Origin of the sequence: Streptococcus panodentis (assembly GCF_017884005.1) — a bacterium.
GTDB lineage: Bacteria > Bacillota > Bacilli > Lactobacillales > Streptococcaceae > Streptococcus > Streptococcus panodentis.
Genome location: NZ_QFAY01000008.1, coordinates 50,811 through 77,555, shown reverse-complemented (window position 1 = coordinate 77,555; position 26,745 = coordinate 50,811). Strand labels below are relative to the sequence as shown.

23 protein-coding genes and 1 tRNA gene are annotated in these 26,745 nt (G+C 45.7%); 19 read left to right on the top strand and 5 right to left on the bottom strand.

The genetic code is table 11. From position 1 onward, the window contains the following. Nucleotides 1–4 precede the first annotated feature (4 nt). From DHL47_RS05035 to DHL47_RS04985, 11 genes are all read left to right on the top strand, one after another. Nucleotides 5–700, top strand: a complete 696-nt coding sequence (locus DHL47_RS05035; protein ID WP_128834976.1) for a tyrosine-protein kinase — start codon at nt 5–7, stop codon at nt 698–700. A 31-nt stretch (nt 701–731) separates the two neighbouring features. After that, on the top strand, nt 732–2,534 hold the full coding sequence (locus DHL47_RS05030; RefSeq protein WP_209551106.1) for a polysaccharide biosynthesis protein: 1,803 nt from the start codon (nt 732–734) through the stop codon (nt 2,532–2,534). A 14-nt stretch (nt 2,535–2,548) separates the two neighbouring features. Further along, nucleotides 2,549–3,160, top strand: a complete 612-nt coding sequence (locus tag DHL47_RS05025; protein WP_209551105.1) for a sugar transferase — start codon at nt 2,549–2,551, stop codon at nt 3,158–3,160. Further along, the gene (locus DHL47_RS05020; protein WP_209551104.1) at nt 3,160–4,020 is read left to right on the top strand and encodes an NAD-dependent epimerase/dehydratase family protein; all 861 of its coding nucleotides are present in this window, start codon (nt 3,160–3,162) and stop codon (nt 4,018–4,020) included. The genes DHL47_RS05025 and DHL47_RS05020 overlap by 1 nt, the downstream gene beginning before the upstream one ends. Nucleotides 4,021–4,064: 44 nt before the next feature. After that, entirely contained in the window at nt 4,065–4,865 is an 801-nt protein-coding gene (locus DHL47_RS05015) for a glycosyltransferase (RefSeq protein ID WP_209551125.1), read from the top strand. An 87-nt stretch (nt 4,866–4,952) separates the two neighbouring features. Next, entirely contained in the window at nt 4,953–5,912 is a 960-nt protein-coding gene (locus DHL47_RS05010; RefSeq protein ID WP_209551103.1) for a glycosyltransferase, read from the top strand. Between the two features lie 4 nt (nt 5,913–5,916). Then, complete coding sequence (locus DHL47_RS05005) at nt 5,917–6,840, top strand: LicD family protein (protein ID WP_128834964.1); 924 nt, start codon at nt 5,917–5,919, stop codon at nt 6,838–6,840. Further along, nucleotides 6,840–8,165, top strand: a complete 1,326-nt coding sequence (locus tag DHL47_RS05000; protein WP_209551102.1) for an O-antigen polymerase — start codon at nt 6,840–6,842, stop codon at nt 8,163–8,165. The genes DHL47_RS05005 and DHL47_RS05000 overlap by 1 nt, the downstream gene beginning before the upstream one ends. Next, the gene (gene ispD / locus DHL47_RS04995) at nt 8,162–8,884 is read left to right on the top strand and encodes a 2-C-methyl-D-erythritol 4-phosphate cytidylyltransferase (protein ID WP_128834959.1); all 723 of its coding nucleotides are present in this window, start codon (nt 8,162–8,164) and stop codon (nt 8,882–8,884) included. Before DHL47_RS05000 ends, ispD begins: the two co-directional genes overlap by 4 nt. Beyond that, on the top strand, nt 8,865–9,950 hold the full coding sequence (locus tag DHL47_RS04990; RefSeq protein WP_164828340.1) for an NAD-dependent epimerase/dehydratase family protein: 1,086 nt from the start codon (nt 8,865–8,867) through the stop codon (nt 9,948–9,950). Before ispD ends, DHL47_RS04990 begins: the two co-directional genes overlap by 20 nt. 11 nt (nt 9,951–9,961) lie before the next feature. Then, on the top strand, nt 9,962–11,371 hold the full coding sequence (locus tag DHL47_RS04985) for an MATE family efflux transporter (protein ID WP_209551101.1): 1,410 nt from the start codon (nt 9,962–9,964) through the stop codon (nt 11,369–11,371). A gap of 137 nt (nt 11,372–11,508) precedes the next feature. Here DHL47_RS04985 and DHL47_RS04980 read toward each other — a convergent pair whose 3' ends face one another. Next, complete coding sequence (locus DHL47_RS04980; RefSeq protein ID WP_209551100.1) at nt 11,509–12,489, bottom strand: Rpn family recombination-promoting nuclease/putative transposase; 981 nt, start codon at nt 12,487–12,489, stop codon at nt 11,509–11,511. 238 nt (nt 12,490–12,727) lie between these two features. Beyond that, on the bottom strand, nt 12,728–13,588 hold the full coding sequence (locus DHL47_RS04975) for an RluA family pseudouridine synthase (protein ID WP_128835356.1): 861 nt from the start codon (nt 13,586–13,588) through the stop codon (nt 12,728–12,730). 173 nt (nt 13,589–13,761) lie between these two features. Here DHL47_RS04975 and pbp2a point away from each other — a divergent pair, with 173 nt between their 5' ends. The 4 genes from pbp2a to nusG all read left to right on the top strand — a co-directional run bounded on the left by pbp2a (nt 13,762) and on the right by nusG (nt 18,658). Next, nucleotides 13,762–15,990, top strand: coding sequence for a penicillin-binding protein PBP2A (gene pbp2a / locus DHL47_RS04970; protein WP_209551099.1), 2,229 nt, complete (start codon nt 13,762–13,764; stop codon nt 15,988–15,990). A gap of 121 nt (nt 15,991–16,111) precedes the next feature. Continuing rightward, a complete protein-coding gene (rpmG, locus tag DHL47_RS04965; protein ID WP_128834950.1) occupies nt 16,112–16,264 on the top strand; it encodes a 50S ribosomal protein L33 in 153 nt (50 codons plus the stop codon). A 14-nt stretch (nt 16,265–16,278) separates the two neighbouring features. Continuing rightward, complete coding sequence (secE, locus tag DHL47_RS04960; RefSeq protein WP_128834948.1) at nt 16,279–16,458, top strand: preprotein translocase subunit SecE; 180 nt, start codon at nt 16,279–16,281, stop codon at nt 16,456–16,458. Between the two features lie 1,663 nt (nt 16,459–18,121). Next, a complete protein-coding gene (nusG, locus tag DHL47_RS04955; protein WP_128834944.1) occupies nt 18,122–18,658 on the top strand; it encodes a transcription termination/antitermination protein NusG in 537 nt (178 codons plus the stop codon). A 398-nt stretch (nt 18,659–19,056) separates the two neighbouring features. On the opposite strand, the gene DHL47_RS04950 is transcribed toward nusG, so the two are convergent. Continuing rightward, entirely contained in the window at nt 19,057–19,821 is a 765-nt protein-coding gene (locus DHL47_RS04950; protein WP_209551124.1) for a hypothetical protein, read from the bottom strand. Between the two features lie 128 nt (nt 19,822–19,949). Next, a tRNA-Cys gene (locus DHL47_RS04945) sits at nt 19,950–20,020 on the bottom strand. A 294-nt stretch (nt 20,021–20,314) separates the two neighbouring features. Between DHL47_RS04945 and rpsB the strand changes: the two genes are divergently transcribed. Beyond that, complete coding sequence (rpsB, locus tag DHL47_RS04940; RefSeq protein ID WP_128834942.1) at nt 20,315–21,097, top strand: 30S ribosomal protein S2; 783 nt, start codon at nt 20,315–20,317, stop codon at nt 21,095–21,097. A 145-nt stretch (nt 21,098–21,242) separates the two neighbouring features. Beyond that, entirely contained in the window at nt 21,243–22,286 is a 1,044-nt protein-coding gene (tsf, locus tag DHL47_RS04935; protein ID WP_128834940.1) for a translation elongation factor Ts, read from the top strand. A gap of 595 nt (nt 22,287–22,881) precedes the next feature. Here tsf and DHL47_RS04930 read toward each other — a convergent pair. Then, nucleotides 22,882–23,232 (bottom strand): hypothetical protein, encoded by a 351-nt coding sequence (locus DHL47_RS04930; RefSeq protein ID WP_209551098.1) that lies wholly within the window; start codon nt 23,230–23,232, stop codon nt 22,882–22,884. A 615-nt stretch (nt 23,233–23,847) separates the two neighbouring features. Between DHL47_RS04930 and DHL47_RS04925 the strand changes: the two genes are divergently transcribed. Next, on the top strand, nt 23,848–24,306 hold the full coding sequence (locus DHL47_RS04925) for a CtsR family transcriptional regulator (protein WP_128834936.1): 459 nt from the start codon (nt 23,848–23,850) through the stop codon (nt 24,304–24,306). Between the two features lie 6 nt (nt 24,307–24,312). Further along, the gene (locus DHL47_RS04920) at nt 24,313–26,742 is read left to right on the top strand and encodes an ATP-dependent Clp protease ATP-binding subunit (protein WP_209551097.1); all 2,430 of its coding nucleotides are present in this window, start codon (nt 24,313–24,315) and stop codon (nt 26,740–26,742) included. Nucleotides 26,743–26,745 lie beyond the last annotated feature (3 nt).

The following is a 26,745-nucleotide window of genomic DNA, read 5'->3' as shown; positions in this document are numbered from 1 at the left end:
AAAGATGGCAACCTTAGAATTAGTCAGAAAAAGAAGAAATCTTATCAAACTGACAGAAGAATACTACAATGCGCTCAGTACCAATGTGCAGCTGAGCGGTGCCAGTATCAAGCTGGTCGAAGTGACCTCTGTGACAGCCAATGAAGGGAAGTCAACCACCGCTACCAATCTGGCTGCGGCTTTTGCAAGGACCGGCCACCGGACCCTGCTGGTGGATGCGGATATCCGCAACTCGGTCATGTCGGGTGTCTTTAAGAGCCAAAGCAAGGTATCGGGGCTGACCGACTTCCTGACTGGACAGGCAGAGCTGCAGACGATTCTGAATGACACGGATATTGACAATTTGGATGTGATTCTGGCAGGTCCAGTCTCGCCCAACCCGACAGGCCTCCTGCAGAGCCGGCAGTTTGAGACCTTACTGGCCAACCTCCGTCCCCGCTATGATTCTATCATCGTGGATACATCACCGATTGGCCTCGTCATTGACGCAGCCATTATCGCGCAGAAATGCGATGCCAGCCTTCTGGTAACCGAAGCAGGCAGCGTCAAGCGCAAGGCCGTGATGAAGGCCAAGGAGCAGCTGGAACAGACCGGCACCCCCTTTTTAGGTGTCGTCTTAAACAAATACAACATTGACTTAGAACGCTATGGCTCCTACGGAGCATACGGAAGTTATGGGAATTATGGGAAGAGCAATTAATTTTTAGGGATGAAAATTGAAAGAGGGAGTTATGGAGTTAACAAGGGGGCAAAAAAGGATTGTTCTAATCCTTATTGATAGTCTGTTAATCTATTTAAGTGCATTAGTAGCTTATTTTTTTCTGATAAATTATATCAATCTTTCTGATGAGCTGCTGCTGCTTTTGCCGACGCTGATCATAGTCTGTTATTTATCTTTGGGGCTTTGTGCCAGGATTTTTTCGACAATTAATAGATATACAGACTATCGCACTTTGGGCAAGATAGGATTGATATTTATCTTGATATACAATCTGATTTATTTAGGAAGTCTTGCTCTTTCTGTGACATTGAGCTTTAGGTTTCTGCTGCTGAGCTGTTTGTTTTCTGTTTTATTTACTCTGTCAGCTCGTTTGACTTGGCGGACCATGCATGAAATTAAACAGCCGGAAAGTATAATAAATCAAGATCAGGCTAGGAGGACGCTGGTCGTTGGAGCTGGTGATGGCGGAAATTTATTTATTAAAACAGCTCTGAAAAACTCTCCTGATTTAAAAATTGTAGCTATTGCTGACAGCGATAAGAGCAAGCAGGGAATGTTTTTACACGGCATCAAGGTGGTCGGTACTGACGAACAGATTCCGGAAATTGTTACAAACTATGAAATCGAACAAATTGTCATCACAATCCCTTCCCTTGCTCCGGAAGATTATGAAAAAATTATAGGATACTGCCAAAATACGGAGGCTAAGGTCAGTGCCATGCCTAAGTATGAAGAAGTTATTACTGGAAAATTAACTGTTAATAAACTGCGGGAAATAGATATTGCTGATTTGCTGGGCCGTAAAGAGGTCAAACTTGACCAGTCCAGCTTAAAGTCAAATATCAAAGGAAAAACAATCTTGGTCACTGGAGCCGGCGGTTCCATTGGTTCAGAACTCTCACGGCAAATTGTGCAGTTTTCGCCTGCCAGACTGTTGCTTCTGGGGCATGGCGAAAATTCCATTTATTCTATTCATAAAGAACTGCTGTGCCGCTATCGGGACAAAATCGAGATTATCCCTATTATTGCGGATATTCAGGACAGAGAACGGATTTTCCAGATTATGGAGCATTATCGGCCTGACCGTGTCTACCATGCGGCAGCCCACAAGCATGTTCCGCTGATGGAGTACAATCCGACGGAGGCAGTAAAAAATAATATTTATGGAACGCAAAATGTCGCGGAAGCTGCAAAAGCAGCAGGTGTGGCAAAGTTTGTCATGATTTCAACAGATAAAGCGGTCAATCCTCCCAATGTCATGGGAGCAACCAAGCGTGTGGCTGAGATGGTTGTTACCAGTTTAAATGAAGAAGGAAAGACATTGTTTGCTGCGGTGCGCTTTGGCAATGTCTTGGGCAGCCGCGGCAGTGTTGTTCCTTTGTTTAAGGAACAAATCTCCAAAGGCGGACCAATAACGGTGACAGATTTTCGGATGACCCGTTATTTCATGACTATACCAGAAGCAAGCCGGCTGGTAATTCAGGCTGGAGCCCTGATGCGGGGCGGAGAAGTCTTTGTGCTGGATATGGGAGAGCCCGTAAAAATTCTGGATTTGGCTAAAAAAATGATTACCCTCAGCGGTCGTACAGAAGAAGAGGTGAAAATTGTAGAGTCAGGTATTCGGCCGGGGGAAAAACTCTATGAAGAGCTGCTGTCAGCTGAAGAAAAAGTGGATGAGCAGATCTATGATAAAATATTTGTCGGCAATGTCCAGCTTCTTTCCAAAACAGCGGTTGATGACTTTATTGCCTCTCTGTCCAATCTAAAGGGCGCTGACCTGAAGGATAGCCTGGTTGCATTTGCACAGCAGTAGGAGATGAGGAAAAAATGTATAAATCAGTAAAAAGAGGGCTGGATATTCTGTTGTCATTAACAGGGATGATTCTTTTATCTCCTTTATTTCTTGCCATAATCTTAGCGATCAAGCTGGATTCAAAAGGGCCAGTGCTCTTCAAGCAAAAACGAGTAGGCTTGCATAAAAAACATTTTAATATTCTTAAATTCCGTACCATGCGCGTGGATACGCCGAAAGATACCCCAACGCACCTGCTGGAAAATCCTGAGCAGTGGATTACCGGCACCGGCAAATTTCTCAGAAAGACTTCTTTGGACGAACTGCCCCAGATTTGGAATATTTTTGTAGGAGATATGAGTATCATTGGGCCGCGTCCAGCTCTTTGGAATCAGAATGATTTGATTGAAGAGCGGGAACGCTATGGGGCCAATGATATTTTGCCGGGACTGACAGGATGGGCTCAGATTCACGGACGAGATGAACTGCCAATCGCAAAAAAGGCTGAATTGGACGGTTATTATGTCCAACACCTATCTTTTAGCCTAGACGTTCGCTGTTTCTTTGCTACGATTAAAAGTGTTGCCAAGAGTGAAGGGGTTGTCGAAGGCGGAACAGGGAAGACGGAGAAGAGAGAGCAGAGCTGATGAAAAAAGTATTGATTACAGGAGCAAACAGCTACATCGGCCAGAGTTTTCAAAAGCATGTTTCCTTGCTGGAGGATGTTCAGGTCGAGGAGCTGGATGTTCGCGAGGAGATATGGAAGCAAAAGGATTTTTCATCTTTTGATACGATTTTGCATCTGGCGGCCCTTGTTCACATCTCCAATCCAGCAAAGGAAATGGAGGGAATGTACAATCAGGTCAATACTCAGCTGCCTTATGAGCTGGCGAAAAAGGCCAAGCAAGAAGGTGTCAAGCAGTTTATCTTTATGAGCAGTATGAGTGTCTATGGCGAAGTGCTAGGTGACCGAGTCATCACGAAGGATACACCGGAGCTTCCGACTTCTTTTTATGGCAAAAGCAAGCTGGCTGCGGAGCAGCTTTTGTCCTCATTAGAGAGTGAAAAATTTCGTATTGCGATTCTCCGGCCACCGATGGTTTATGGCCGTCAAGCTAAGGGAAACTATCAGCGGCTGTCCAAGCTGGCCCAAAAACTACCGATATTCCCGCTGGTCAACAACCAGCGCAGTATGATTTATATTGACAATCTTTGTGAATTTATCAGATTGATTGTTCAGTATCAAGACAGCGGTCTTTTCTATCCTCAAAATCAGGACTATGTAAATACTTCTCAGTTAGTCAGAGAGATAAAAAGAGTGCATGGTCAAAAAGTGTTCTTGCTGCCTGCTGTTCATTGGATTTTAAAAGGCCTGTCTAGACGTGCTGCAACTCTGAATAAGCTCTTTTCAGATTTGACCTATGCTAAAGATTTATCCGCGTATTCACAGTCTTATCAAGTTGCAGATTTTAGGAGCTCTATTGAAAAGACAGAGAAGGGAAACTAGTTTAGAATGATGGAGAGTAGTGATTTGTGAAATTTTCGGTATTGATGTCTGTTTATCAAAAGGAGCATCCGGATTTTTTGAGAAAGAGTCTGAATAGCGTTCTTGTAGAGCAAAGCTGCAAGCCAGACGAGCTTGTCCTTGTGGAGGATGGACCGCTGACAGACGAGCTCTATCAAACCATTCGATATTTTCAGGAAAAATTTTTAGAGATCAAAGTTCTTTCCTTAAAAAAAAATGTCGGCCTGGGAGAGGCCTTGCATCAAGGAGTTCAGGCTTGTTCCTATGATTGGATTGCTAGGATGGATACAGACGATATTGCGGCAGCCGACCGCTTTCAGCAGCAGTTGGCCTATATTGAGAAGCATCCGGAGCTAGATGTTTTGGGTGGCCATATCATTGAGTTTGATACGGAGCCGGATCAGCCTGTAGCCGAGAAAAGGATGCCTATCTCTCATGAAGAGATAGTTAGGAGGCTGCAGCGCAGGAATCCTTTCTGCCACATGACAGTCTTTTTCAGGAAAGAAGCAGTTTTAAAAGCTGGCAATTACAAGTCCTTACCTTTAGTGGAAGACTATTATCTTTGGGCCAGAATGGCTTCTCAGGGCTGTCGTTTTGCCAATCTTGATCAGGTTCTTGTCTATGCGCGTGTCGGAAACGGCATGCATGTGAGAAGAAGCCAGAAGGAGCAGATTGCCAGCTGGAAAGTTGTCAACACTTTTCTGTTGGCACAAGGCATGCTAAAGAGAAGCCAGTATTTTCAAAACATGCTGCTGATTCGTGTTTTTGTAGGGACACCGGTTTGGATAAAAGCATTTATTTATAAATATGTTCTCAGAAGGAAGTAATCTTTTTTACGAGCCGAGCCGTCAAGCTTGAAGGTGCAGGAACTGGGCGACTTTCATATAGGGGGAAAAGTTTAGGAAGGGGGAGAGATGATTTCTATCGCAATGGCGACCTACAATGGAGCGGGTTTTGTTTTAGAGCAGCTGGATTCTATTCGGATGCAAAAGATGAAGGCGGATCAGGTCATTATTTGTGATGATTGTTCGACAGATCAGACGGTCGCACTGGTCAAGGATTATATCGCTAAGCACCAGCTGACGAATTGGCAGTTGATTGAGAATCAAGAAAATATCGGCCATTATCAGACTTTTATCAAATTAGCTGGCCTGGCTGAGCATGATGTTGTTTTCTTTGCTGATCAGGATGATAAATGGCTGCCTGATAAAACAGCAGCCTTGTATAAAGTGCTGTCGGAGACGGGAGCTGCAATGGTATATGGCCGCTCGTATGTCATTGACCAAGACGGTCAGATTATCAAGGAATCCAAGGTTTCAGAAGAGAGACGGGAGAGAGACTTGGCCTATCTTCTGAAAAATTGGCCGTCAGGCTATCAGACAGCTTTTCGAAGGTCGGTACTGACGGATATTATACAGCAGCAGTACACGGACTATCCCGGGTTTGATTATCACGATGTTTTGTTTGGTATGCTAGCTCCTCTTTATGGTCGAGTCATTGATGTTGGTCAGATATTAGACCAGCACCGTATCCATCAATCCAATGTGACTCAGTCTGCTGCATCGCTCAGCTTTACAAAAACAAGACGGTCAAGAATCGATTATTTGCAAAAAGTTGTCAGACGCTATGAGTCTATTTTGAAAATTGCTAGAGAGCGCCAAGCTTCTGAGCAGGCTTGCCGGCAAGCTAACAAAGCTTTGGCCCTGACCGAGCGCAGACTGAGATTTTTACAGTCTAGAAATCCATTTTTGGCCTTGGGGCTGTTATTTCAAATAAGGGAGTATAAATCAATAAAAGACTTCGTTAGTGATATAGTCTATACCTACTCATTAAATGGAGTCGCCAGAAAATTATTGAAAAAGTTTGGGAGGTAAGAAAATGAGAGGGACAAGTAAGATTGAATGGGAGTTGGCTTTGGGAGAGCGTTTCAGTCCCATGTATCAGAAGATTACAGACGAGAAGTTAAAAGCGTTGCAGAAAGCTTATTTACAGATGTATAAAGCTTTTGATGCAGAGTGTCATCGTCATCAGCTTCATTCGTATATGGTTGCAGGAACTCTGATTGGTTCTTTGCGGCACGGGGGCTATATACCTTGGGACGATGACATCGACTTGGTGATGTTCCGCGAAGATTATAATCGTCTGCAGGATATTTTTGCAAACAGCGAAGATTTCGAGTTGATTTCCCCTGCTGAGGCGACAGACAGCGTTTTCAAGGTCCTGAAGCTACAGAGTAAGTCCTTAACTTACTACGATGTTCTAGGAGAAGGTTTCAGCAAGAAGAAACACCTCTATCTGGATATGCTGCCCATTGACTTTGTTCCAGAAAATGATATGCTTCGAAAGATTAAAGGGCTAATTTTTCGGGCATTAGACCTGTCACACAATAGCTCGCGCTGCTATACGAAGTTCACACCGCATCTGACTTATATGGCTAAAGAATCTAAGGAACTCAGAAAAAATCTTTGGATTAGAAGGCTTGTAGGCTTTCCTTCTTTTATCATGGGACCGGCCAATATGTACAAGCTGATGGAGAGGCTTATCCAGTCCAATAAGAAGACTTCAAAAATAACCATTGCTTATGGCGTAAAAGGCTACTTGGGAGAGACGATCGACTATGAAAGTTTCTACCCAGCTAAGAAGTATTCCTTTGAAGGATATGAGTTTGATGGACCGAATGATGCAGATAAGTATCTGACGAATCGCTATGGTGACTATATGACGCCGCCTGAAAAGAAAGAGCAGACAGAGCGTCATGTCAGATTGAGAGATAATTGGGTTGAATTAATAGAAGGAAGATAATGGTTTTTTTACTAATTTTGGGTGGTCTTTTCCTATTGTTTTTGACAGTCAGAATGATGGGAAAAGACTATGCAAACCCAGTCTTTATATACTTGGCAGTATGGCTGATTGCTAGTATTTCTACTGCATTTTACTCATCCAGATGGGGGGAAGAAATTTCCCTGATAACCGTCATTATCATCCTTATTGGTAATGCTGTTTTTTTAATGGGGGTTTTGCTGTCATCGAATTTGTTTGCTGAAAGAAAGTTGGAAATCAAACTCAGTCAGATAAAAGTGAGCAATCTCTGTGTTTTGTTAGTTCTCCTCTTTTTTGCTTTTGCGATTAGATTTGTTTATTCTGAGCTAGTTTATCTGGCAGCGCAGAGCAAGCAGTTGCCAGGTGGAGTATTTAGAACGATTGAGCTGGCTCGGCATATGACGACAAATTATGATTTCTCTCTCAGTCGCCTTAGTCTGAACTTATTGCGGATTAACTTTTCCTTAGGAATTGTTTTCTTCTACTTTTTCTGTGAGTCTCTTTTTTCGGGGCAGGATAGTATTTTTTATAAGGGGAAATTGCTGTTGATTAGTATGATTTCTCTGGGAATTTCCCTCTTGTCGACCGGACGGACGGAATTGCTTGGTCTGATTTCAGGGTATGCTATTTTATATATCTTATTTTTCTCGAAATATTATTCATGGAAAGACCGCCGCTATGGCAAGAAGCTTTTTCGAATGCTGCTGACAATCGGTCTTGTTTTCCTAGGTTTGTTTATGGTTATTGGAACCTTCGTTCTGAACCGTGTAGATAGTCAAGCAGAGCTAGGGATCTTGGATAATTTGATAAAGTATATGGGATCTCCCATACAAGCTCTTGACTATTATCTGAAAAATCCTTCTCTTTATGATAATAATCAGGTCTTTGGAGAAAATACTCTTATTGCTGTCTACGGGACCTTAAAGTCTCTGGGTCTATCCAGCTATGACTTGACTCCTTTTTTGCCGGTCATTCACTTTAATGGTGACAAAACCAATGTTTATACGATTTACTACTATTTTATCAAGGATTTTGGCTATTTTTCAGTTCTAATCCTGCAGCTTGTTTATGGCTTCTTTTATGGAAGTTTCTACTATTCTATAAAAAAACGCTATTTCACCCCACTGAAGGTCATCGTTTTCGCCTTGTTTGCGTATCCTTTGGTTATTTCATTTTTTCAGGAAACACTGCTGTCGCTGCTGACAACCCATATTAATCGGATTGTCTATGCCTTTGCTATTTATATAGCAATTGATTTGTTTAGCAGGGTAAGATTTACAACGAGAGGAAGGAAAGTATCTGTATGACAACAACGGCCTTGATTTTCGCAGGTGGCACAGGCAGCCGTATGAATACCAAAACCCTGCCCAAGCAGTTTTTGGAGCTGCATGGCAAGCCTATTATTATTCACACAATTGAGCATTTTGAGGCCCATCCGGCAGTGACAGACATTGTTGTTGTCTGCGTGGAGGGGTGGTTAGACTACTGCAGAGATTTGCTGGCTAGATTTAATATCAAAAAAGTCAGTCAAGTTGTTCCTGGCGGAGAGACTGGGCAAATGTCTATCTTCAATGGTCTGGCAGCCTTACGGAAAAAATATCAAAATGATGATGATTATGTTTTGATTCACGATGGCGTTCGACCCTTGATTGACGGAGAGATTATCTCTAAAAATATTGAAGCGGCCAAGAAGCATGGAGCAGCCATCACGGTTAAGCCTGTCATCGAAACAGTCATTCAGGTAGATGAAGCAGATGTAATCAATCAGGTCATTGAACGCTCAACCTGTCAGACAGCTGTTGCTCCTCAGACCTTTGTGCTTTCAAAGATTCATTCCCTGCATTTAAAGGCTCAGGCAGAAGGTCAGTTTGATATGACCGACTCTGCTACGTTGGCTCGCTATTTTGGGCTGCCGCTTCATACAGTTATGGGAAGCAGTGAAAACATCAAAATAACAACTCCGTCAGATTTCTATATTTTCAGGGCAATCTATGAGGCGCGAGAAAATGCACAAATTTTTGGTTAATATGAAAAAGAATACGATGTTAGAAGAAGATATGACAGACTTGGCTGCGACCAGTCCTATTTTCAAAGACCTGAGAAATGTTACCGTCTTGATAACAGGAGCTACTGGACTTTTGGGCAGCCACTGTGTCTTTGCTTTGCTGGCTCTGAATGCTTTGTATAATGCTAATATCAGAGTGTTGGGTTTGGCCCGCAGCCGCCAAAAGGCAGAGATCCTTTTTGCCCCCTTTCTGCAAAGCGAGCACTTACAGCTTGTCTATGCTGATTTGCTGTCGGATTGGCGGATTGACGAAAAACTGGATTATATTATCCATGGAGCCAGTGCGACGGACTCCTCTTTTTTCGTTGAGCATCCTGTAGAGACCATTGCTTTGGCAGTCAGAGGCACTGAAAAAATGCTGAAGTTGGCGAGAGACAAGCAGGTTCGTAGTATGGTTTATCTGTCCTCTCTTGAAGTTTATGGGGTCACAAATCCGGAAGCATCCAGTATTACTGAAGCAGACTATGGTTATTTAGACCCGACCAGTGTTCGCAGCAGCTACTCGGAGAGCAAACGTATGGCAGAGTCCTTGAGCGCAGCATACTATCATCAGTATCAGGTGCCGGCGCGAATAGTTCGTTTGTCACAAACCTTCGGACCAGGTGTAGCTTATGAGGACAACCGTGTTTTTGCACAGTTTGCTCGCGCTGTCATAGAGGAGAAAGATATTGTTCTCCGTACCAAGGGGGAAACTATTCGAAATTACTGTTATACAAAGGATGCTGTTGAGGCTATTTTCTACATTCTGCTGAAAGGGCAGGCTGGGCAGGCTTACAATGTTGCCAATAAAGAAACGGCTATTTCCATTCGTGAGATGGCAGATCTGGTCATTGAGCAAAGCGGCAGCAGTAAGACCAAGCTAGTTTTTGATTTGGCGGAAAATATAGAAAAGCTGGGCTATAATCCGACGGTTAAGATTCGTCTGAATACGGATAAACTTGAAAGCTTAGGTTGGCAGGCTAAGACAGATCTGACAATCATGTTTCAGAGGTTGATTCAGAGCATGGCAGCAGATAAGAGAGATTAGGAGGTAGGTGCGTGTCTAGTGGATTTAAAAAATTAGCAGCTAATTTTTCTTATGTCATTTTATCCAACCTGCTGACTGTTTTAGTGACGTCTCTAGTAGTTTTGATTCTGCCTAAAATCATGGGGGTGGAAGAGTATGGCTACTGGCAGCTCTATATCTTCTATCTATCCTATGCAGGATTCATTCATCTGGGCTGGACTGACGGTATTTATCTTCGCTATGGCGGGATGGAATATCATGATTTGGATAAGACAAAGTTTTTCTCCCAATTTTTGATGCTGCTGTCCTATTTGATAGGAGTGGGTCTCTTGTTTTTGCTGGGGATTTCCGCCTTTATCACAGATGCAAATAGCCGCTTTGTCTTTACGCTTTTGGCTTACACCATGTTGGTGACGAATTTGCGCTTTTTCTTTGTTTATGTCTTGCAGATGACCAACCGCTTAAAAGAAAGCTCTTGTGTTATCAGCGGCGATCGATTGCTTTATCTACTGCTCTTGTTGGTCTTTGTTTTCATTGGCTTTCGAGACTTTAAAATCATGGTTTATGCAGATTTGATTGGTCGGTTCGTTTCATTATTTTATGCCATGTATCTCTGCAGGGATATGGCGTTTCGACCTCTCAGACAGTTCTCATTTGACTTCCAAGAGACGGTCAGCAATATTGCAGTCGGGATTAATCTCATGCTGTCAAATGTGGCCAGTATGCTGATTATCGGAACTGTTAGGATGGGAATCCAGAGAGTTTGGAATATTGCTACCTTTGGGAAGGTATCCTTGACATTGAGCATTTCCAATCTGCTCATGACTTTTATCAATGCCATTGGGCTAGTTGTTTTTCCGATTTTAAAACGGACAGACGAGAGCAGGCTGCCAAAGATTTATGATCAGCTGCGCAATATCCTCATGATTGTTATGTTTGGCGTGCTTTTGTTATATTATCCTTTAAAAATAGTCTTAGATCATTGGCTTCCAGCCTACAAAGAGTCGCTGATGTTTATGGCTCTGGTCTTTCCAATGTCTGTTTACGAGGGCAAGATGGCATTGCTCATCAATACCTATCTAAAGGCATTGCGAATGGAGAGACAGATTTTTAAAGTGAATGTCACTGCTATGCTCTTGAGCTTTGCTAGTACCTTGGTTTTTGCTGTTTTCCTTCACAACCTAAATGCTACAGTCCTTTCTATCGTGCTGTTACTGACGGTCAGAAGTATCCTTGCAGAAGTTATCCTAGCTAAGCGGATGCAGATTGCGGTAGTCAAGGATATGGGGATTGAGCTGCTGATGACATTTGTCTTTATCGCTTCCAACTGGTTTTTGCCAGTTTATCTAGCTGCAGCATCCTATGGCCTGGTCTATCTGGCTTATAGCCTCTATAAATATAGGAGCTTGAAAGGCTTGCTTCGACAATTACGCGCTCATTGAGATTCAGCTGTTTGGCGATGGGCGGCTCATTGGCGCTAAAGTGCCTAATGAACCACTGTGTCTTGCAATCAAACGATAGAAATATAAGAAGCTGGGTACTGTTGTCCCAACTTCTTTTTACATATCATACTGCGGAGTCAGACCAAGTTCTGCTCGGCAATTTCTTTCACTTTTTCTTCGGGAATATCGGTCAGCTGGGCAATAGTTTGCGGACTGGCCCCATTCTTCAGCATGGCTAGGACGAGCTGCTGGACACCTAGCTCCATTCCTTGGCTTCGCCCTTGCAGTAAACCTTGTTCTATCCCTTGTTCCAAGCCCTGTTCCAGCCCTTTCTCACGCTCCTCCTGAATGGCCAGCTCATGCTCGTAATAAATCTGGGCCATAGTGGCCTCATAGTGGTCCTGCTGCCTGCGTTTTTCATCAAACATCTGTCTCTCCTCCTTGGTCCAGCGCGTTTGGTCCAAAAGTTCCTCGGCCTCTTTGATGACAGGGTCTGTCGGGATGTCAAAAGGCTGATTGCGGAAGAATTCGAACCATTTCTGCAGATTGTAATCCGCTACCTTATCTCTATTATACTTGCTTAGTTCCAAGAATGCAAATGCCATCGGCGGACGGCTCCGGCTGTCTTTGAAGTCGGAAAGCAGGGGCTCTCCGGTCTCATCATCCCTGAGTGAAATGGTGCGGAAAGCGCGCCCGTCTGCAAAATAATCCTGCTCCAGAATGGCAATGCAGTAGACGGGATTCATCTCTGAATACAGTGTATGCGTCGCTTTATCCTGCTTGTTTCGCTTCAGATTGCTGGCAATCTGATTGGCGATATAAGCCATGAGGCGATTGATAAAGGCGCGCTGTTTGGTCACTTGAACTTCGATAATAATCTGTGTCCCATCGTCCAGCTGGGCTCGGACATCTACAGCAGTGTAAAAGCCCAGGTGATCGTACTCTTCCAGCTGAATCTGCGTTCCCTCCAGGATCTCGACAGACTTTACCGGCAGCTTGAGTACGCTTCTGACAAAGTCTGCGGTCAGCCGTTCCTGATGAAAAATCTTTTTAGCAACCATGTCCATGGTCGGGGACAGGTTGGGGTGGCGCACTGCCTTTTTCTCTTGCGGGTTCATTTTTTTCTCCTCTCCGTTTTGTGCTCTTACTTACATTATTCGCAAAAGGAAGAAGAAAAGTCTGTTTTTGAACCACTATTTGTGAAGGCAGCTTTTGCTAGATGAGAAATGGTTTTTCAGTCAATCTAGGTGGCGCGCTGCAGGCATGCTGGACATCTTCCGAAAGATTCAGGAATGCCTGCCGGAACTGGGACCTAGGGGGGTTAGATGGTAAAATCAGCCATGGATACAGAGGCTTTTATCTCAACCCTTCCTCAAAACTCACTGACGGAGCCTCGACAAGCAGCTTCTCCAGCGTGAAAGGGTGGGTCAGGGTCAGCCGGTGGGCGTGGAGCATGAGGCGGCCCTGCGGCTGAGGATGGTAAAGAGGGTCGCCGACAATAGGCAGGCCATGGTGAGAAAGATGGACACGGATTTGATGGGTGCGGCCGGTTTTCAGCTGGCAGTTGACCAGACTGGTCTGGCTGAAGTTTTTCAGCCGCGTCACCTGGGTCTCAGCGGTCTGGCCCTTTTGGGGGTCCACCAGCCGCTTTCTGCGGTCATGGCGGTCGCGGCCGATTCGGTCCCTGAAGGTCATCGTTTTTTGACTGGGCTGCCCATCGGTCAGGGCCCAGTACTCTCTGCGGATCGCCTTGTTTTCTAACATCCGATTCAAAATAGGCAGGACGAAGGGGTTTTTGGCAAAGAGCACCGCTCCGCTGGTTTCCTTGTCCAGCCGGTGGACGACATAGCAGGTCTGACCGACATAGGCTGATACATGGTTGAGCAGAGCCAGTTCGGCCGGTTCATTGGCATGGGTCTTCATGCCCTCGGACTTGTTGACGATGATGAGGTGCTGGTCTTGGTAGAGCTCTTCGACCAGTTCGGCCCGGCCCATGAGAATGCTTTTGGGAGGATAGTCCTCTTCGTCAAAAGTCAGGCAAATCCGGTCTCCGGCCCTGACGGGACTCTGCCAGTTGATGCTTTGGCCGTTGATCAAGACATGCTTTTTGATGCGTAAAAAATGGCGGATTTTGCGGGGAATGAGAAAGTGCTCTTCCAGTAGTTCCTTGACCGTTGTGGCTGGCAGGGCAGCTGGGATTTCTATCATGAATTGCATGGTTTTATTGTAGCAGAAAGTCGGCCGTTTGGGAATCAGCAAGCCGGAATCGGCATCGCTCTCTTTTGGAAATCAGGACTTAATATACTCTTTTGCTTAAAGTTAACTAAAAATAGACGAAGAAAGAAGGTCCTTTCTTGTCTGCACCTAAATAAGGTGATAAAATAAAGTTTATGAAGAACTTAAAAGATTTGTTTGAAAGATTAGTAGATTATTTTACGATCGATAAGCCCAAAAAGGCAGCAGAGGAGGTCGAGCTGGAAGGAGAAGAAGCGGCAGAGCCTAGCTTCAGCCGCTCAGGCAAAAACAGGAAAAAGCCCCTCTCTCAGCATCCTATCCGCCGGTTCTGGCGAAAATTTCATCTGACCAAGATTTTTCTGATTTCTGGTCTGACCTTTGGTCTGGTTGTCGGCGGCTATCTCTTTTATGTAGCCAAGACGACCAATGTCAAGGATCTGCAGAATGCCCTTAAGGCGACCACGCTGATTTACGATAAAGACGGCGGCGAAGCAGGCAGCCTGTCCGGGCAGAAGGGGACCTATGTCGAGCTGACGGAGATCAGTCAGGATCTGCAGAATGCAGTTATTGCGACGGAGGACCGCAGTTTCTATGAAAACGGCGGAATCAACTACGGCCGCTTTATCCTGGCTATTTTGACAGCCGGGCGCTCAGGCGGCGGTTCCACCATTACCCAGCAGCTGGCTAAGAATGCTTACCTGTCTCAGGACCAGACCATCGAGCGCAAGGCCAAGGAGTTCTTCCTCGCCTTGGAAATCAATAAAAAGTATACCAAGCAGGAGATTCTGACCATGTACCTCAATAATTCCTATTTCGGAAACGGGGTTTGGGGAGTGGAAGATGCTGCCAAGAAATACTTCGGTGTATCAGCCAGTCAGCTCAGCCTGGATCAGTCGGCTGTGCTGGCGGGGATGCTCAAGGGACCGGAAATCTACAATCCGCTTTATTCTGTCGAAAATGCGACCAACCGTCGGGATACGGTCCTGCAGAATATGGTGGCGGCAGGCTATATTGATCAGGCGACAGCTGATCAGGCAGCTGCGGTGGGGATTGGCGGTCAGCTGGTGGATGCCTATGCTGGCAAATCAGAAGATTACCGCTATCCGTCCTATTTTGATGCGGTCATTAATGAGGCCATTAACAATTACGGCCTGACAGAGGAAGAAATCGTCAACAACGGCTACCGCATTTATACAGAGCTGGACCAGAATTATCAGGCCAGCATGCAGGTCATCTACAGCAATGTCAGTCTCTTTCCGGTGGCAGAAGACGGCACCATGGCTGAGTCAGGCAGTGTGGCGCTAGATCCGAAAACCGGCGGCGTTCGCGCCTTGGTCGGCCGGGTCAACAGTGAGGAAGGTTCTTCTTTCAGGTCCTTTAACTATGCGACTCAGTCCTCCCGCAGTCCCGGATCGACCATCAAACCTCTGGTGGCATACAGTCCTGCGGTCGCTGCCGGCTGGCCCACGGATAAGGAGCTGGATAATACCCGCACCACCTTTGGCGACTACACCATCAATAACTACGGCAATATCCAAAGTTCACCGACAGTGCCGATGTACCAGGCTCTGGCAGAATCCCTTAATATTCCGGCTGTTTCGACAGTTGATGAATTGGGAGTCAATAAGGCCTTTGAGTACGGCAAGAAATTCGGCCTCAATATGGATAAGGTTGACCAGACACTGGGGGTTGCTCTGGGCAGCGGTGTCACGACCAATCCGCTGCAAATGGCACAGGCTTACTCTGTCTTTGCCAATGACGGTGTCATGAACGATGCCCATCTCATTACCAAGATTGAAAATGCCAGCGGCCAAGTTGTCAAGACCCATCGTCAGACCTCAACCCGGGTCCTCAATCACTCAACCACTGAAAAGATGACCAGCATGATGCTGGGAACATTCTCAAATGGTACAGGGATTTATGCGGCTCCTTACGGCTATACGATGGCTGGTAAGACGGGGACAACAGAGACGGATTTCAATCCGGATCTGTCCGGGGATCAGTGGGTCATCGGCTATACTCCGGATGTTGTCATCAGCCAGTGGCTGGGCTTCCCGACAACAGACGAGAGCCATTATCTGACGGGTACCAGTGCCAATGAAGCTTCGGCTGTCTTCCGCAATGTTGCCAATAGTATCCTGCCATATACCGAGGGCTCTTCATTTTCCGGTCAGGAAAATGCTTATGCTGAAAACGGTATTTCACCGGTGGACACTTATGGCACAGAGGAAACCGGCACAACGACTGAAAACAAGGACTTCCTGCAGGAGGTTCAGGATCGGGCTCAGAATCTGGTGGACGAGGCCAAGAAAGCGATTGATGATACAGGGCTGCCTGAGAAGGCCAAAAACCTTTGGGATACCATCACCAGCTGGTTCCAGTAAAACAGAGACTTGCCCCGTGCAAGCAGCATCAGACTGGGCAACAGGCCGAAGAAGCCGGACCCGCCGCTGAGCAGAGTGGACGCAGCTTGTCAAAAGCAAGGAATCCTGCTATAATAGGGCTATGGTATTAAAAAAAGCGAGCCTAGCGTGTACAGTATGCGGTTCCAGGAATTATTCTATCAAGCTTAGCAGCACTCCTAAACCAACACGCCTAGAAGTCAATAAATTCTGCAAACACTGCAGTAAATATACTTTACATAAAGAAACTAGATAGGAGATTTGATTGTTGTGAAATTCTTTAAAGATATTTTTAAACTGCTGAAAGATACAACTTGGCCTACCCGCAAGGAAAGATGGACAGACTTTATTTCTGTTATGGAATACACTGCCTTCTTTGTGGTAATCATTTATATCTTTGACAAGGTAGTTGCCAGCGGCCTTTTCCGCATTATCAATATTTTCTCATAAGCACTTGGCAGAAAATGGGGAAAAATACGATAGCTATTGTATGGCCTGCATCCCATCTATTCTGCGGGCAAAAAAAGGCTTGTATATCCATGTTTGAATCAGACTTGACAGGGTATAAAAAAAGAGTTATGCTATTTATTGAGGATAGTTATACGCATGTCGTATCACTCAGAAGCTTTATCTATTGTGAGTAGGTAAAGCTTTTTGTATGCTTGTATCACTCTTTTGTTTCTAGGATCGGGCAGTGGAAGCTGACGGCCGCTATTGCTTGAGAAAGATTATGAATAGCATAAAAAAAGCCGAAGCCCCCATCTATTGTGAGTAGATGAGGGCTTCTTGTAGTTCTCATATGAGGGAGAACTATCGAGCGAATCAGCTCAGCTGATTCGACAGCTTCCTGATTTTGCACTTCAGCTTTTTAATTTGCTGGTGCAAATCCTGCTTTTGCAGGTTCAGCTGCTTTCGCTGAGACCTGGGGCAGGTATTCAGAGCTGCCTTGAGCTCTTTCAACTCGAGCTCTTTTTTCTGCAGCTTGCGCTGCAGAAAAACTTTCTGAATTCGCTGAGAAATCCAGCGAATCAATTTCTTCAGGCCTTTGTAAAGGTCTGAAAGAATGAGGACGGCAATCCCTGAAACAATGGTAGGGGCCGCGGTGCTCAGTGAGGTGAGGATGGTGTTGAGCATGTCGATCTTCTCCTAACTTGGGACATGCGGAACTTGTGGATTGTTAAAGAATACGCGTCTTCTTTAACTGTTAGCCAAGCTTGGCTTGTACCTTAAGGAGAAAGATTAGCTGATGGGCTGCGGGTCTGCAGTCGCTCATTTCATAATCTCGCCTCCATAAAAGGTAGAAAATTGTTCAAACAAAAAAGCCACAACTGCAGCTTTGCCTTTGAACCTTGTAAAATCAGCATCTTTTTCCTACTGGAAAATTCAACTGATCCGACATTCATCTTGATACAGCAAAAAAACTCTCAAACAAATGAAAAGCACACTAAAAACAGCTATTCCAAAACTGATAGAACAATCAATTTCAGTCCAGTGCAGAAAGAAAAACTTTCTCAGTGTTCTTTAAGCATTGCTCAAAAAGTCATCATTACCATAATCAACACAAAAATCTAAGCTGTTACATAAAAACTGTCAGAATACCAATCCCATAGCTTCGTAGATTGTTTGTTTGTATTCCTGCACTATCTCTTAAGCCTTCTATGTCTCAGTGGAGATTAGAAAGTCAGTTCTTAAAGATAGATGAAGCCGACGAGGCCTCATACCCAACTGAAAGATAACCATATAAAATGATAACTTTATTATACCACTCTGTTTTCCCCTGTCAAGGATTTGCAGGCAGTTTTTGACAATTCTTGTATATTTATGTCTCGGGTAAGACTTGACAGGATATAAAAAATAGGTGCACTGACTGATGAGGATAGTTATCGGCATGCCGTATCACTCAGAAGCTTTATCTATTGTGAGCAGATAAAACTTTTATATATTTGTAAATCCCGACAATCTGAAGGGACTGTCAAAGCAAGGCGACGAAGAAGTGGTTTGAAGAGATTTTCGAAGAGTATAAATTGCTTTGCATTTGCAGATTTTATGGTATAATAGGGCTAGAAAACAAGAACAGGAGCCGCAGGCTTTTTTATTTAGGAAAGGACAAGACATGGACAGTTTTGATAAAGGCTGGTTTGTACTGCAAACCTACTCAGGATACGAAAATAAGGTAAAGGAGAATCTCTTGCAGCGGGCGCAGACCTATAATATGCTGGAAAATATTCTGCGCGTGGAAATCCCTACTCAGACCGTACAGGTAGAGAAAAACGGCAAGACCAAGGAAGTCGAAGAAAACCGATTTCCGGGTTATGTCTTGGTTGAGATGGTCATGACGGACGAAGCTTGGTTTGTTGTGCGGAATACGCCTAATGTAACCGGCTTTGTCGGATCCCACGGGAACCGCTCTAAACCAACTCCGCTCTTGGAAGAAGAAATCCGCAATATCCTTATCTCTATGGGACAAACGGTTCAGGAATTTGATCTGAATGTCAAGGTCGGCGACACAGTCCGCATCATTGACGGCGCCTTTACAGACTATACCGGGAAGATTGCCGAGATTGACAATAACAAGGTCAAGATGATTATTTCTATGTTTGGCAACGATACAGTTGCTGAGGTCAATCTCAGCCAGATTGCAGAGCTTTAATTGACAAAGAAGGGGGAACCTCTTCACTGATCTCATCAAAAATAAAATCCAAGACTAAAATAGGTCTTGGATTGAGACTGAAGACAAAGTTATCCAAAGTCTTTCCTTAAGTGAGTGCGGACGGTAGCGACTTCCTTCGGAATTCCATACCTAAGATTTGAGCCTAAAGTCTCAAATCTTCCGAGTGCCTGAAACTAAAGAGTTTCAGGCGCTTTTCTCACAGCGGAAAGACTTGGTTGATCTTTGTTTTAATTATAGCAATGAGCTTTTTCTTAATTCTTTGTAAGAATTTATAAAATTTTTACAAAGAAAATGGAATTTGTCTACGATCTGAATCCAAGACTAAAATAGGTCTTGGATTTTTGTAGTACGACGATTTTTTAAAATTGATTGCAAGATTATTTATCCTTAATGACAGAGTCAATAATGTCTTTGGTTTGTTTCATTTGATAAGTAGACATGACCCCAACGATTTGATTGTTCTGCGTGGAGAAACTAAACTGTTCGTCATTGGAATTTTTATAGACATAGGTTGTATCGCGTTCTGAGCGTATAATTGTTTCTGGACGACCAAGTTTGTCAAAAGCTGTCTTGGGAGTGTCGGATGTGGTGATGCTAGAATAGCTGTTTTTGGCTGGCTGAGCGTCTTTTAGACTAAAACTCAAATTCGTCAGGATATTATTGGTAAAGTAGCACATAATGTCTCCGTTGTCTGTGTGCCAGATGTTGACAGAGTTGCCTGGGTCATTCTCCTCAGTGCTGAAAGTAGGTTGACCTAGAGCCGCTGTTACCTCATCGTAAGAAGTTTTAGGTTTGTCACCATTGATATCCTCTCCGTTTACCTGAATGACGAAGCCGGTGGAAATATGAAAATTTCTTATTTTCTCTAATTCAGGAATAGAGGCTGCATCTGGTAGGTATTGCAGTGCAGAAGCATCATCTGGATCAACGGTAGCACGCTTCTGAAATACCTCATCATCGCTTTCATAGGTGCTAGAGCTGCTGCTAGATGATTGGCTGGATGTTTCCTTAGAAGCTGAACTTTTAGAAGCTTTGAGGGAGCTGGGCGTTTCTTTTCTTTGCTGTGTCTGCTTGGCAGGCATGCAGGCTGTGAGGACTGCTAAGGAGAGGAGGCTGAGGGCATAGAAGCTGACTCTTTTCATAATCAATCTTTTTCCTTTCACTGATGGTGAATGATATGTTTATAATGATTATATCAGTAAAATTTGCTGAAAACAATAGAAAATGAAAGAAAAAGCCCTTTACTGGACTTTTAGAAATACATTTATGAAGGCGGTAGACGGATTTGAACCGACGATCAAGCTTTTGCAGAGCCGTGCCTTACCACTTGGCTATACCGCCGCAACTCTTATTATTCTACCGCAAATCCTCTTTTTCGTCAAGAGGCTGAACCTTTTCTATCTGAGAAAGGCTGGGCCGAAATACCGAACAAGGCTGACAGTACAGCGCTGCCGTTCCTGCAAGAGCGAGAAAGTTCTGTTAAAGTGCTTGTCAAAGGGCTGGGTTTTTGCTATAATAGTGGTTGCCGTGCAAACGGCAAAATACTCATTTTAGATGAATTGTGGGGCTGTTGCCTACGGGTGGTCCTGCAAGCTGAAGTCTGAAAGAGGAAAAAACATAAAGGAGAATTTACTCATGGCAGTAATTTCAATGAAACAACTTCTTGAGGCTGGTGTTCACTTTGGTCACCAAACTCGCCGCTGGAACCCTAAGATGGCTAAGTACATCTTCACTGAGCGTAACGGCATCCATGTGATTGACCTGCAGCAAACTGTAAAATATGCTGATCAGGCTTACGACTTCATGCGTGATGCTGCGGCAAACGATGCAGTCATTCTGTTTGTCGGTACTAAGAAACAGGCTGCTGACGCTGTGAAAGAAGAAGCAGAGCGCTCAGGACAGTACTACATCAACCACCGTTGGCTGGGCGGAACCCTTACAAACTGGGCAACAATCCAAAAACGTGTGGCGCGTTTGAAAGAAATCAAACGCATGGAAGCAGAAGGAATCTTCGACGTTCTTCCTAAGAAGGAAGTAGCGCTTCTGAACAAACAGCGTGCCCGTCTTGAAAAATTCTTGGGCGGTATCGAAGAAATGCCTCGAATCCCAGATGTGATGTATGTGGTTGACCCGCACAAAGAGCAGATTGCTGTGAAGGAAGCTAAGAAATTGGGCATCCCAGTGGTTGCGATGGTGGATACCAATACAGACCCAGATGATATTGATGTTATTATTCCAGCCAACGATGATGCAATCCGCGCTGTTAAACTGATCACCGCTAAAATGGCTGACGCTGTTATCGAAGGCCGTCAGGGTGAGGACAGTGTTGAAGCAGTAGAAGCAGAATTGGCTGCAGCCGAAACAGAAGCAGATTCTATCGAAGAAATCGTTGAAGTTGTGGAAGGCGACAACGCTTAATCAGTAATCAGTATAAAAACCTGAAGGGGCGGGGCTCAGCCCTGTCCCTTTATTGTAAAAATAATCAGTCTAAACCGGAGCGGGAGTCTCAGTGATTTGCAGTGAATCGGGCTCAAGCTCTTCGTATCTTAAAGGAGAAACAAAAATGGCAGAAATTACAGCTAAGCTGGTCAAAGAATTGCGTGAAAAATCCGGTGCCGGCGTTATGGACGCGAAGAAGGCATTGGTCGAAGTGGACGGCGACATCGAAAAAGCGATTGAATTGCTGCGCGAAAAAGGCATGGCTAAGGCAGCGAAGAAGGCTGACCGTGTAGCAGCTGAAGGTTTGACCGGTGTTTATGTGAACGGCAATGTGGCAGCAGTTGTGGAAGTCAATGCTGAAACAGACTTCGTTGCGAAAAATGCTCAGTTCGTTGACCTGGTCAATGCGACTGCAAAAGTCATCGCAGAAGGCAAGCCAGCCAACAATGAAGAAGCGCTTGCCCTGACGATGCCTTCAGGCGAAACGCTGGAAGCAGCTTATGTCAGCGCAACTGCAACGATTGGTGAAAAAATCTCTTTCCGTCGCTTTGCCTTGATTGAAAAGACAGACGCTCAGCATTTTGGTGCTTACCAGCACAATGGCGGCCGCATCGGTGTTATCTCTGTTGTAGATGGCGGTGACGATGCGCTTGCTAAGCAAATCTCAATGCACATTGCAGCTATGAAGCCGACTGTGCTGTCCTACAAAGAGCTGGATGCACAGTTTGTCAAAGATGAATTGGCACAGCTTAACCACGTAATCGATCAAGACAATGAAAGCCGTGCGATGGTCGGCAAGCCAGCTCTTCCGCACCTCAAGTTTGGCTCTAAAGCTCAGCTGACCGATGAAGTGGTTGCGCAAGCTGAAGAAGACATCAAGGCAGAATTGGCTGCAGAAGGCAAGCCAGAAAAAATCTGGGACAAGATTATTCCAGGTAAGATGGATCGCTTCTTCTTGGACAATACCAAGGTCGACCAAGCTTACACTCTTCTTGCTCAAGTTTATATCATGGACGACAGCAAGACTGTTGAAGCCTACCTTGAATCTGTAAATGCTTCTGTTGTTGCTTTTGCCCGCTTTGAAGTTGGCGAAGGTATCGAAAAAGCAGCGAACGACTTTGAAAATGAAGTTGCGGCAACTATGGCAGCAGCACTTGGAAAAGACTAATACTCTTCGAAAGTCCAAAGCAGCCAGCCTTTGTTTTGCCTTGCTTCAGCAGCATGAGAGGCTGAGACAGCCTCTCTGTTAAAAGCAGGCTAAAAGACTGCATAGGATTTTCAGCAGGACTGAGATTGGATTCTCAGTCTTTTTTGCTATCGTTTTTAGGCAGCAAAACCCCTTCAGAATCGGTTGAACTCTGAAGGGGTGGGGAGTAGGCTGCTGTTTTTATGCTCTTTTTGCTCAAATGGCGGTGGGATAGCCTCTTTGAGGTTACAGATAAAAAAGGCAATTCCTGTCCGTCGTGCAGTCCGGAAGGACTGTTGGAGCAAGGCGACGCTGACGCAGTTTGAAGAGCTTTTCAAAGAGTATAAGCTTGCATGCCGTTCGCTTCGGCTTGCTTCAAGAGTCTGTGCTCAGAAGCTAGCGAGTGAGGCGGATTTGGGGACACTCGTCAGTCCGAGCGAAGCATTCGAAAGCGAGGCAGGGAGGCTGTAGACAGAGCAGACGCAGTCTGCCTCAAATGCCCCCTGTTCCTGCTGCTGACTTGGTCAGTCTAATCTGCGGCTTCAAAGTGTGCTTCGCTGTTTTCTGCCTCGTGGTGTTACTTGGCTGCTTTTTTGCTTTCTTCCTTATGGGCGATGAAAGCGTTGGTAAATATGAGAATGGCAAACAAGAAGAGAAGAATGGTGGTTTCGGAATAGGTCAAGCTGATTTGGTAGGTCTTGGTAATAAACAAGACGGGCAGGGTAACAGCTACAATGATGAGGAAGGTATACCACTTGGCTCGGCTGCTGACCGGCTGCTGCTCAAAGAGCAGAGGTATGTAGAGACAGGCGATGATGATGCCGATAGGCACATCGACATAGTCAGCAGAGAAGATCGTAAAGATACACAATGCCATAAAGAGACATTTGAGTACATGGCGGGTATATTTGAGCCAATCCATTTTCATTGGATTATCCTCCTTTGTTTCATTTGCGGCCGGCTTCTTTCTTCCGGTTTCGCTTTATTTTATCCTCTTTGAAAGCTAGGGGGCTGGCTATTGGCCAGCTGGCTTCTGCCTGCTCATTCGGGCCTGCAATTGGCACGGCTGCAGGAAGGACCTGAGCGGCAGCTTTTCATGGGTTTTTTAGTTCGTTTCCACCTATATTATAACGCTTTAACCGCAGAAAGCAAGCGGTTACACTCGCTTTTCTGCCGGACGGACAGCTTTTTCACTAGTTTGAATTGTCAGACTTTTCAGCTATCCCTTTTCCTTTCAAAATAGCGGCTTTTTCGGTATAATAAAAGTCAAAGATAGTCAATGTTAGAGAGACAGTCTTAGGAGCGGCGGATGTTGCCTCTCATACTCCTTCTGTTTTAAATCCACACGTTGTTCGGCTCGACTGACCCCAGTCCAGCAGGCACTTCCTGCCGGAAGCTTCATCTGCCAGCTCACAGCAGTGCTTTTGCTGCTTCCTCTCGGCAGCTTCATCCGCAGTCTCACATCCTCCACTGGAGCTTTTGGGGGCCTCGCTGCCTAGTGTGAATTCAAAATCGTTTGAGTATCAGGATAGAAAGGAAAGCCATGGGTGCGAAAAATACATCAGACAGTATCGAGGAATATATCAAGGCTATTCTGGCGCAGGCTGGTATGGTTGAGCTCAAGCGCAGCGAGTTGGCCGATGTTTTTCAGGTGGTTCCCAGTCAGATTAACTATGTCATTAAGACCCGCTTTACAGAGAGCCGGGGCTATATGGTCGAAAGCAAGCGCGGGGGCGGCGGTTATATCCGGATTGGCAAGATAGAGTTTTCCGACCGGCATCAGATGCTCTGCGATTTGTTTGACAATGTGGGGGAATGCATCAGCCAGCAGGTTTTTACGGATGTTATCCAGCTGCTCTTTGATGAGCAGATTTTAAGGGAGCGTGAGGGCAATCTCCTGCTGGCGGCGGCAGCGGACTCTGTGCTGGGAGAGGAAGCACCAGCCATTCGAGCGCGGATGCTGAAGAAGATTTTGCAACAATTAGACAGAAAAGGAATGTAAGCATTAATGAAATATTCAAAAGCTTTAATAGAAAGTTTAGAGGCTGCTCAGCTCTTGGCAGGCCATTTTGAAACGGATTATCTGGAATCTTGGCATCTGCTGATTGCCTTGGCTAATAATCCTTACAGCGTCGCGGGTTCAGTACTTAATGAATTCCCGATTGAGATTGATGATTTTGAGGAAGCGGCTTTTCATATCACCGGTCAGACCTATCAGCCGGAGGGGCATTTTGAGCTCCTGCCTTTCTCTTACCGGCTGGAAGCACTCTTTGAAGAAGCTGGCAAGATTGCAGAGGCTGTTCATGCTAAGAGTGTTGGCACTGAGCATGTTCTGTTGGCTATGATATTTGACCGGGGAACGCTGGCAGCGCGCATCTTGGAATTTACCGGCTTTAGCTATGAGGACAAGGGTGAAAGTCCTAGAATTAGCGATATCCGCAAAATACTGGAACAGCGGGCTGGATGGGGCAAGGAAGAAATCAAGGCTATCCGCAGTCTCAATAAGGGCATGATGGCAGCTAAGCAGACCATGGCCAATATGATGGGCATGCCGCCTTCGACCAGCGGCGGCTTGGAAGACTATACCCGCGACCTGACAGAGCTGGCCAGAAACGGTCTTTTAGAGCCTGTGGTCGGCCGGGACCAGGAAATTTCCCGCATGATCCAGATCCTCAGCCGCAAGACCAAGAATAATCCGGTCTTGGTCGGTGATGCCGGTGTAGGGAAGACTGCTCTGGCTTTGGGATTGGCACAGCGCGTGGCAGCTGGCCAGGTGCCGGCTGAAATTGCTAAGATGCGGGTGCTGGAGCTGGATTTGATGAACGTGGTGGCTGGGACGCGTTTTCGCGGCGATTTTGAGGAGCGCATGAACAATATCATCAATGATATTGAAGAGGACGGCCATGTCATTCTCTTTATTGATGAGCTGCACACCATCATGGGCTCCGGCAGCGGGATTGACTCAACGCTGGACGCGGCCAATATTCTCAAGCCAGCACTGGCCCGCGGCAGTCTCCGAACAGTAGGGGCAACGACTCAGGAGGAATATCAGAAGCACATCGAGAAGGATGCGGCTCTGTCCCGGCGTTTTGCCAAGGTTAGCATCGAAGAGCCCAATGTGGCTGACAGCATTGCTATTTTACAGGGGCTTAAGAAAAGCTATGAGGAACACCACAAGGTGCTGATCAGCGATCAGGCTATTGAGACGGCGGTGAAATTTGCCCACCGCTATCTGACCAGCAAGCACCTGCCTGACTCAGCCATTGATCTTTTGGACGAAGCCAGTGCGACGGTGCAGAATGAAAGTCCGCAGCAGCATGAGCGGATGGATTTGACACCTGTGGATCAAGCCTTGGCAGCCGGCGATTTTAAAAAGCTTGCCGGACTGCTTGAAGAGGAGCAGCAGCCGGCCGTTTATGAGCTTCGGGTGGAGGAAGATGATATTTTAAGGACGCTCAGCCATCTGTCCGGCATTCCGGTGCAAAAGCTGACACAGACGGATGCTAAGAAATATCTGAATTTGGAAAAAGAACTGCACAAGCGCGTGATTGGTCAGAATGAGGCTATTTCGGCAATCAGCCGGGCTATCCGCCGCAATCAGTCCGGTATCCGCAGCAGCAGGCGGCCGATTGGCTCCTTTATGTTTCTGGGTCCGACCGGGGTCGGCAAGACCGAATTGGCCAAGGCATTGGCAGAAACGCTCTTTGACGATGAGTCTGCTCTGATCCGCTTTGACATGAGCGAATATATGGAGAAATTCGCAGCCAGCCGTCTCAACGGGGCTCCTCCGGGCTATGTCGGCTATGAAGAAGGAGGGGAGCTGACTGAGAAAGTCCGCAACAAACCTTATTCGGTTCTGCTTTTTGATGAAGTAGAAAAAGCCCATCCGGATATTTTCAATGTCCTTCTGCAGGTGCTGGATGATGGTGTGCTGACTGACAGCAAGGGCCGCAAAGTGGACTTCTCCAATACCATTATCATTATGACCAGCAATCTGGGAGCAACCAGTCTGCGTGATGATAAGACGGTCGGCTTTGGAGCCCGTGATCTTCGTCTGGACCATGCGGGGCTGGAAAAACGCATGCTGGAAGAGCTGAAAAAAACCTATCGTCCGGAATTTATCAACCGGATAGATGAAAAGGTGGTTTTCCACAGTCTGTCCAGCCAAGATATGCAGGAAGTGGTCAAGGTCATGGTCAAGCCGCTTATCGCCAGTCTGGCAGAGAAAGGCATTGCACTGAAGTTTCAGGCCAGCGCGCTGAAACTCTTGGCGCAAGAGGGCTATGACATAGAAATGGGCGCTCGGCCGCTGCGCCGGACTCTGCAGACTCAGGTCGAGGACAAGCTGTCTGAGCTGCTGCTGACAGGAGAGCTGACAGCCGGTCAGACCCTCAAGGTTGGTGTCAAGGCCGGCCAGCTCAAGTTTGAAGTGGAGTAAAAT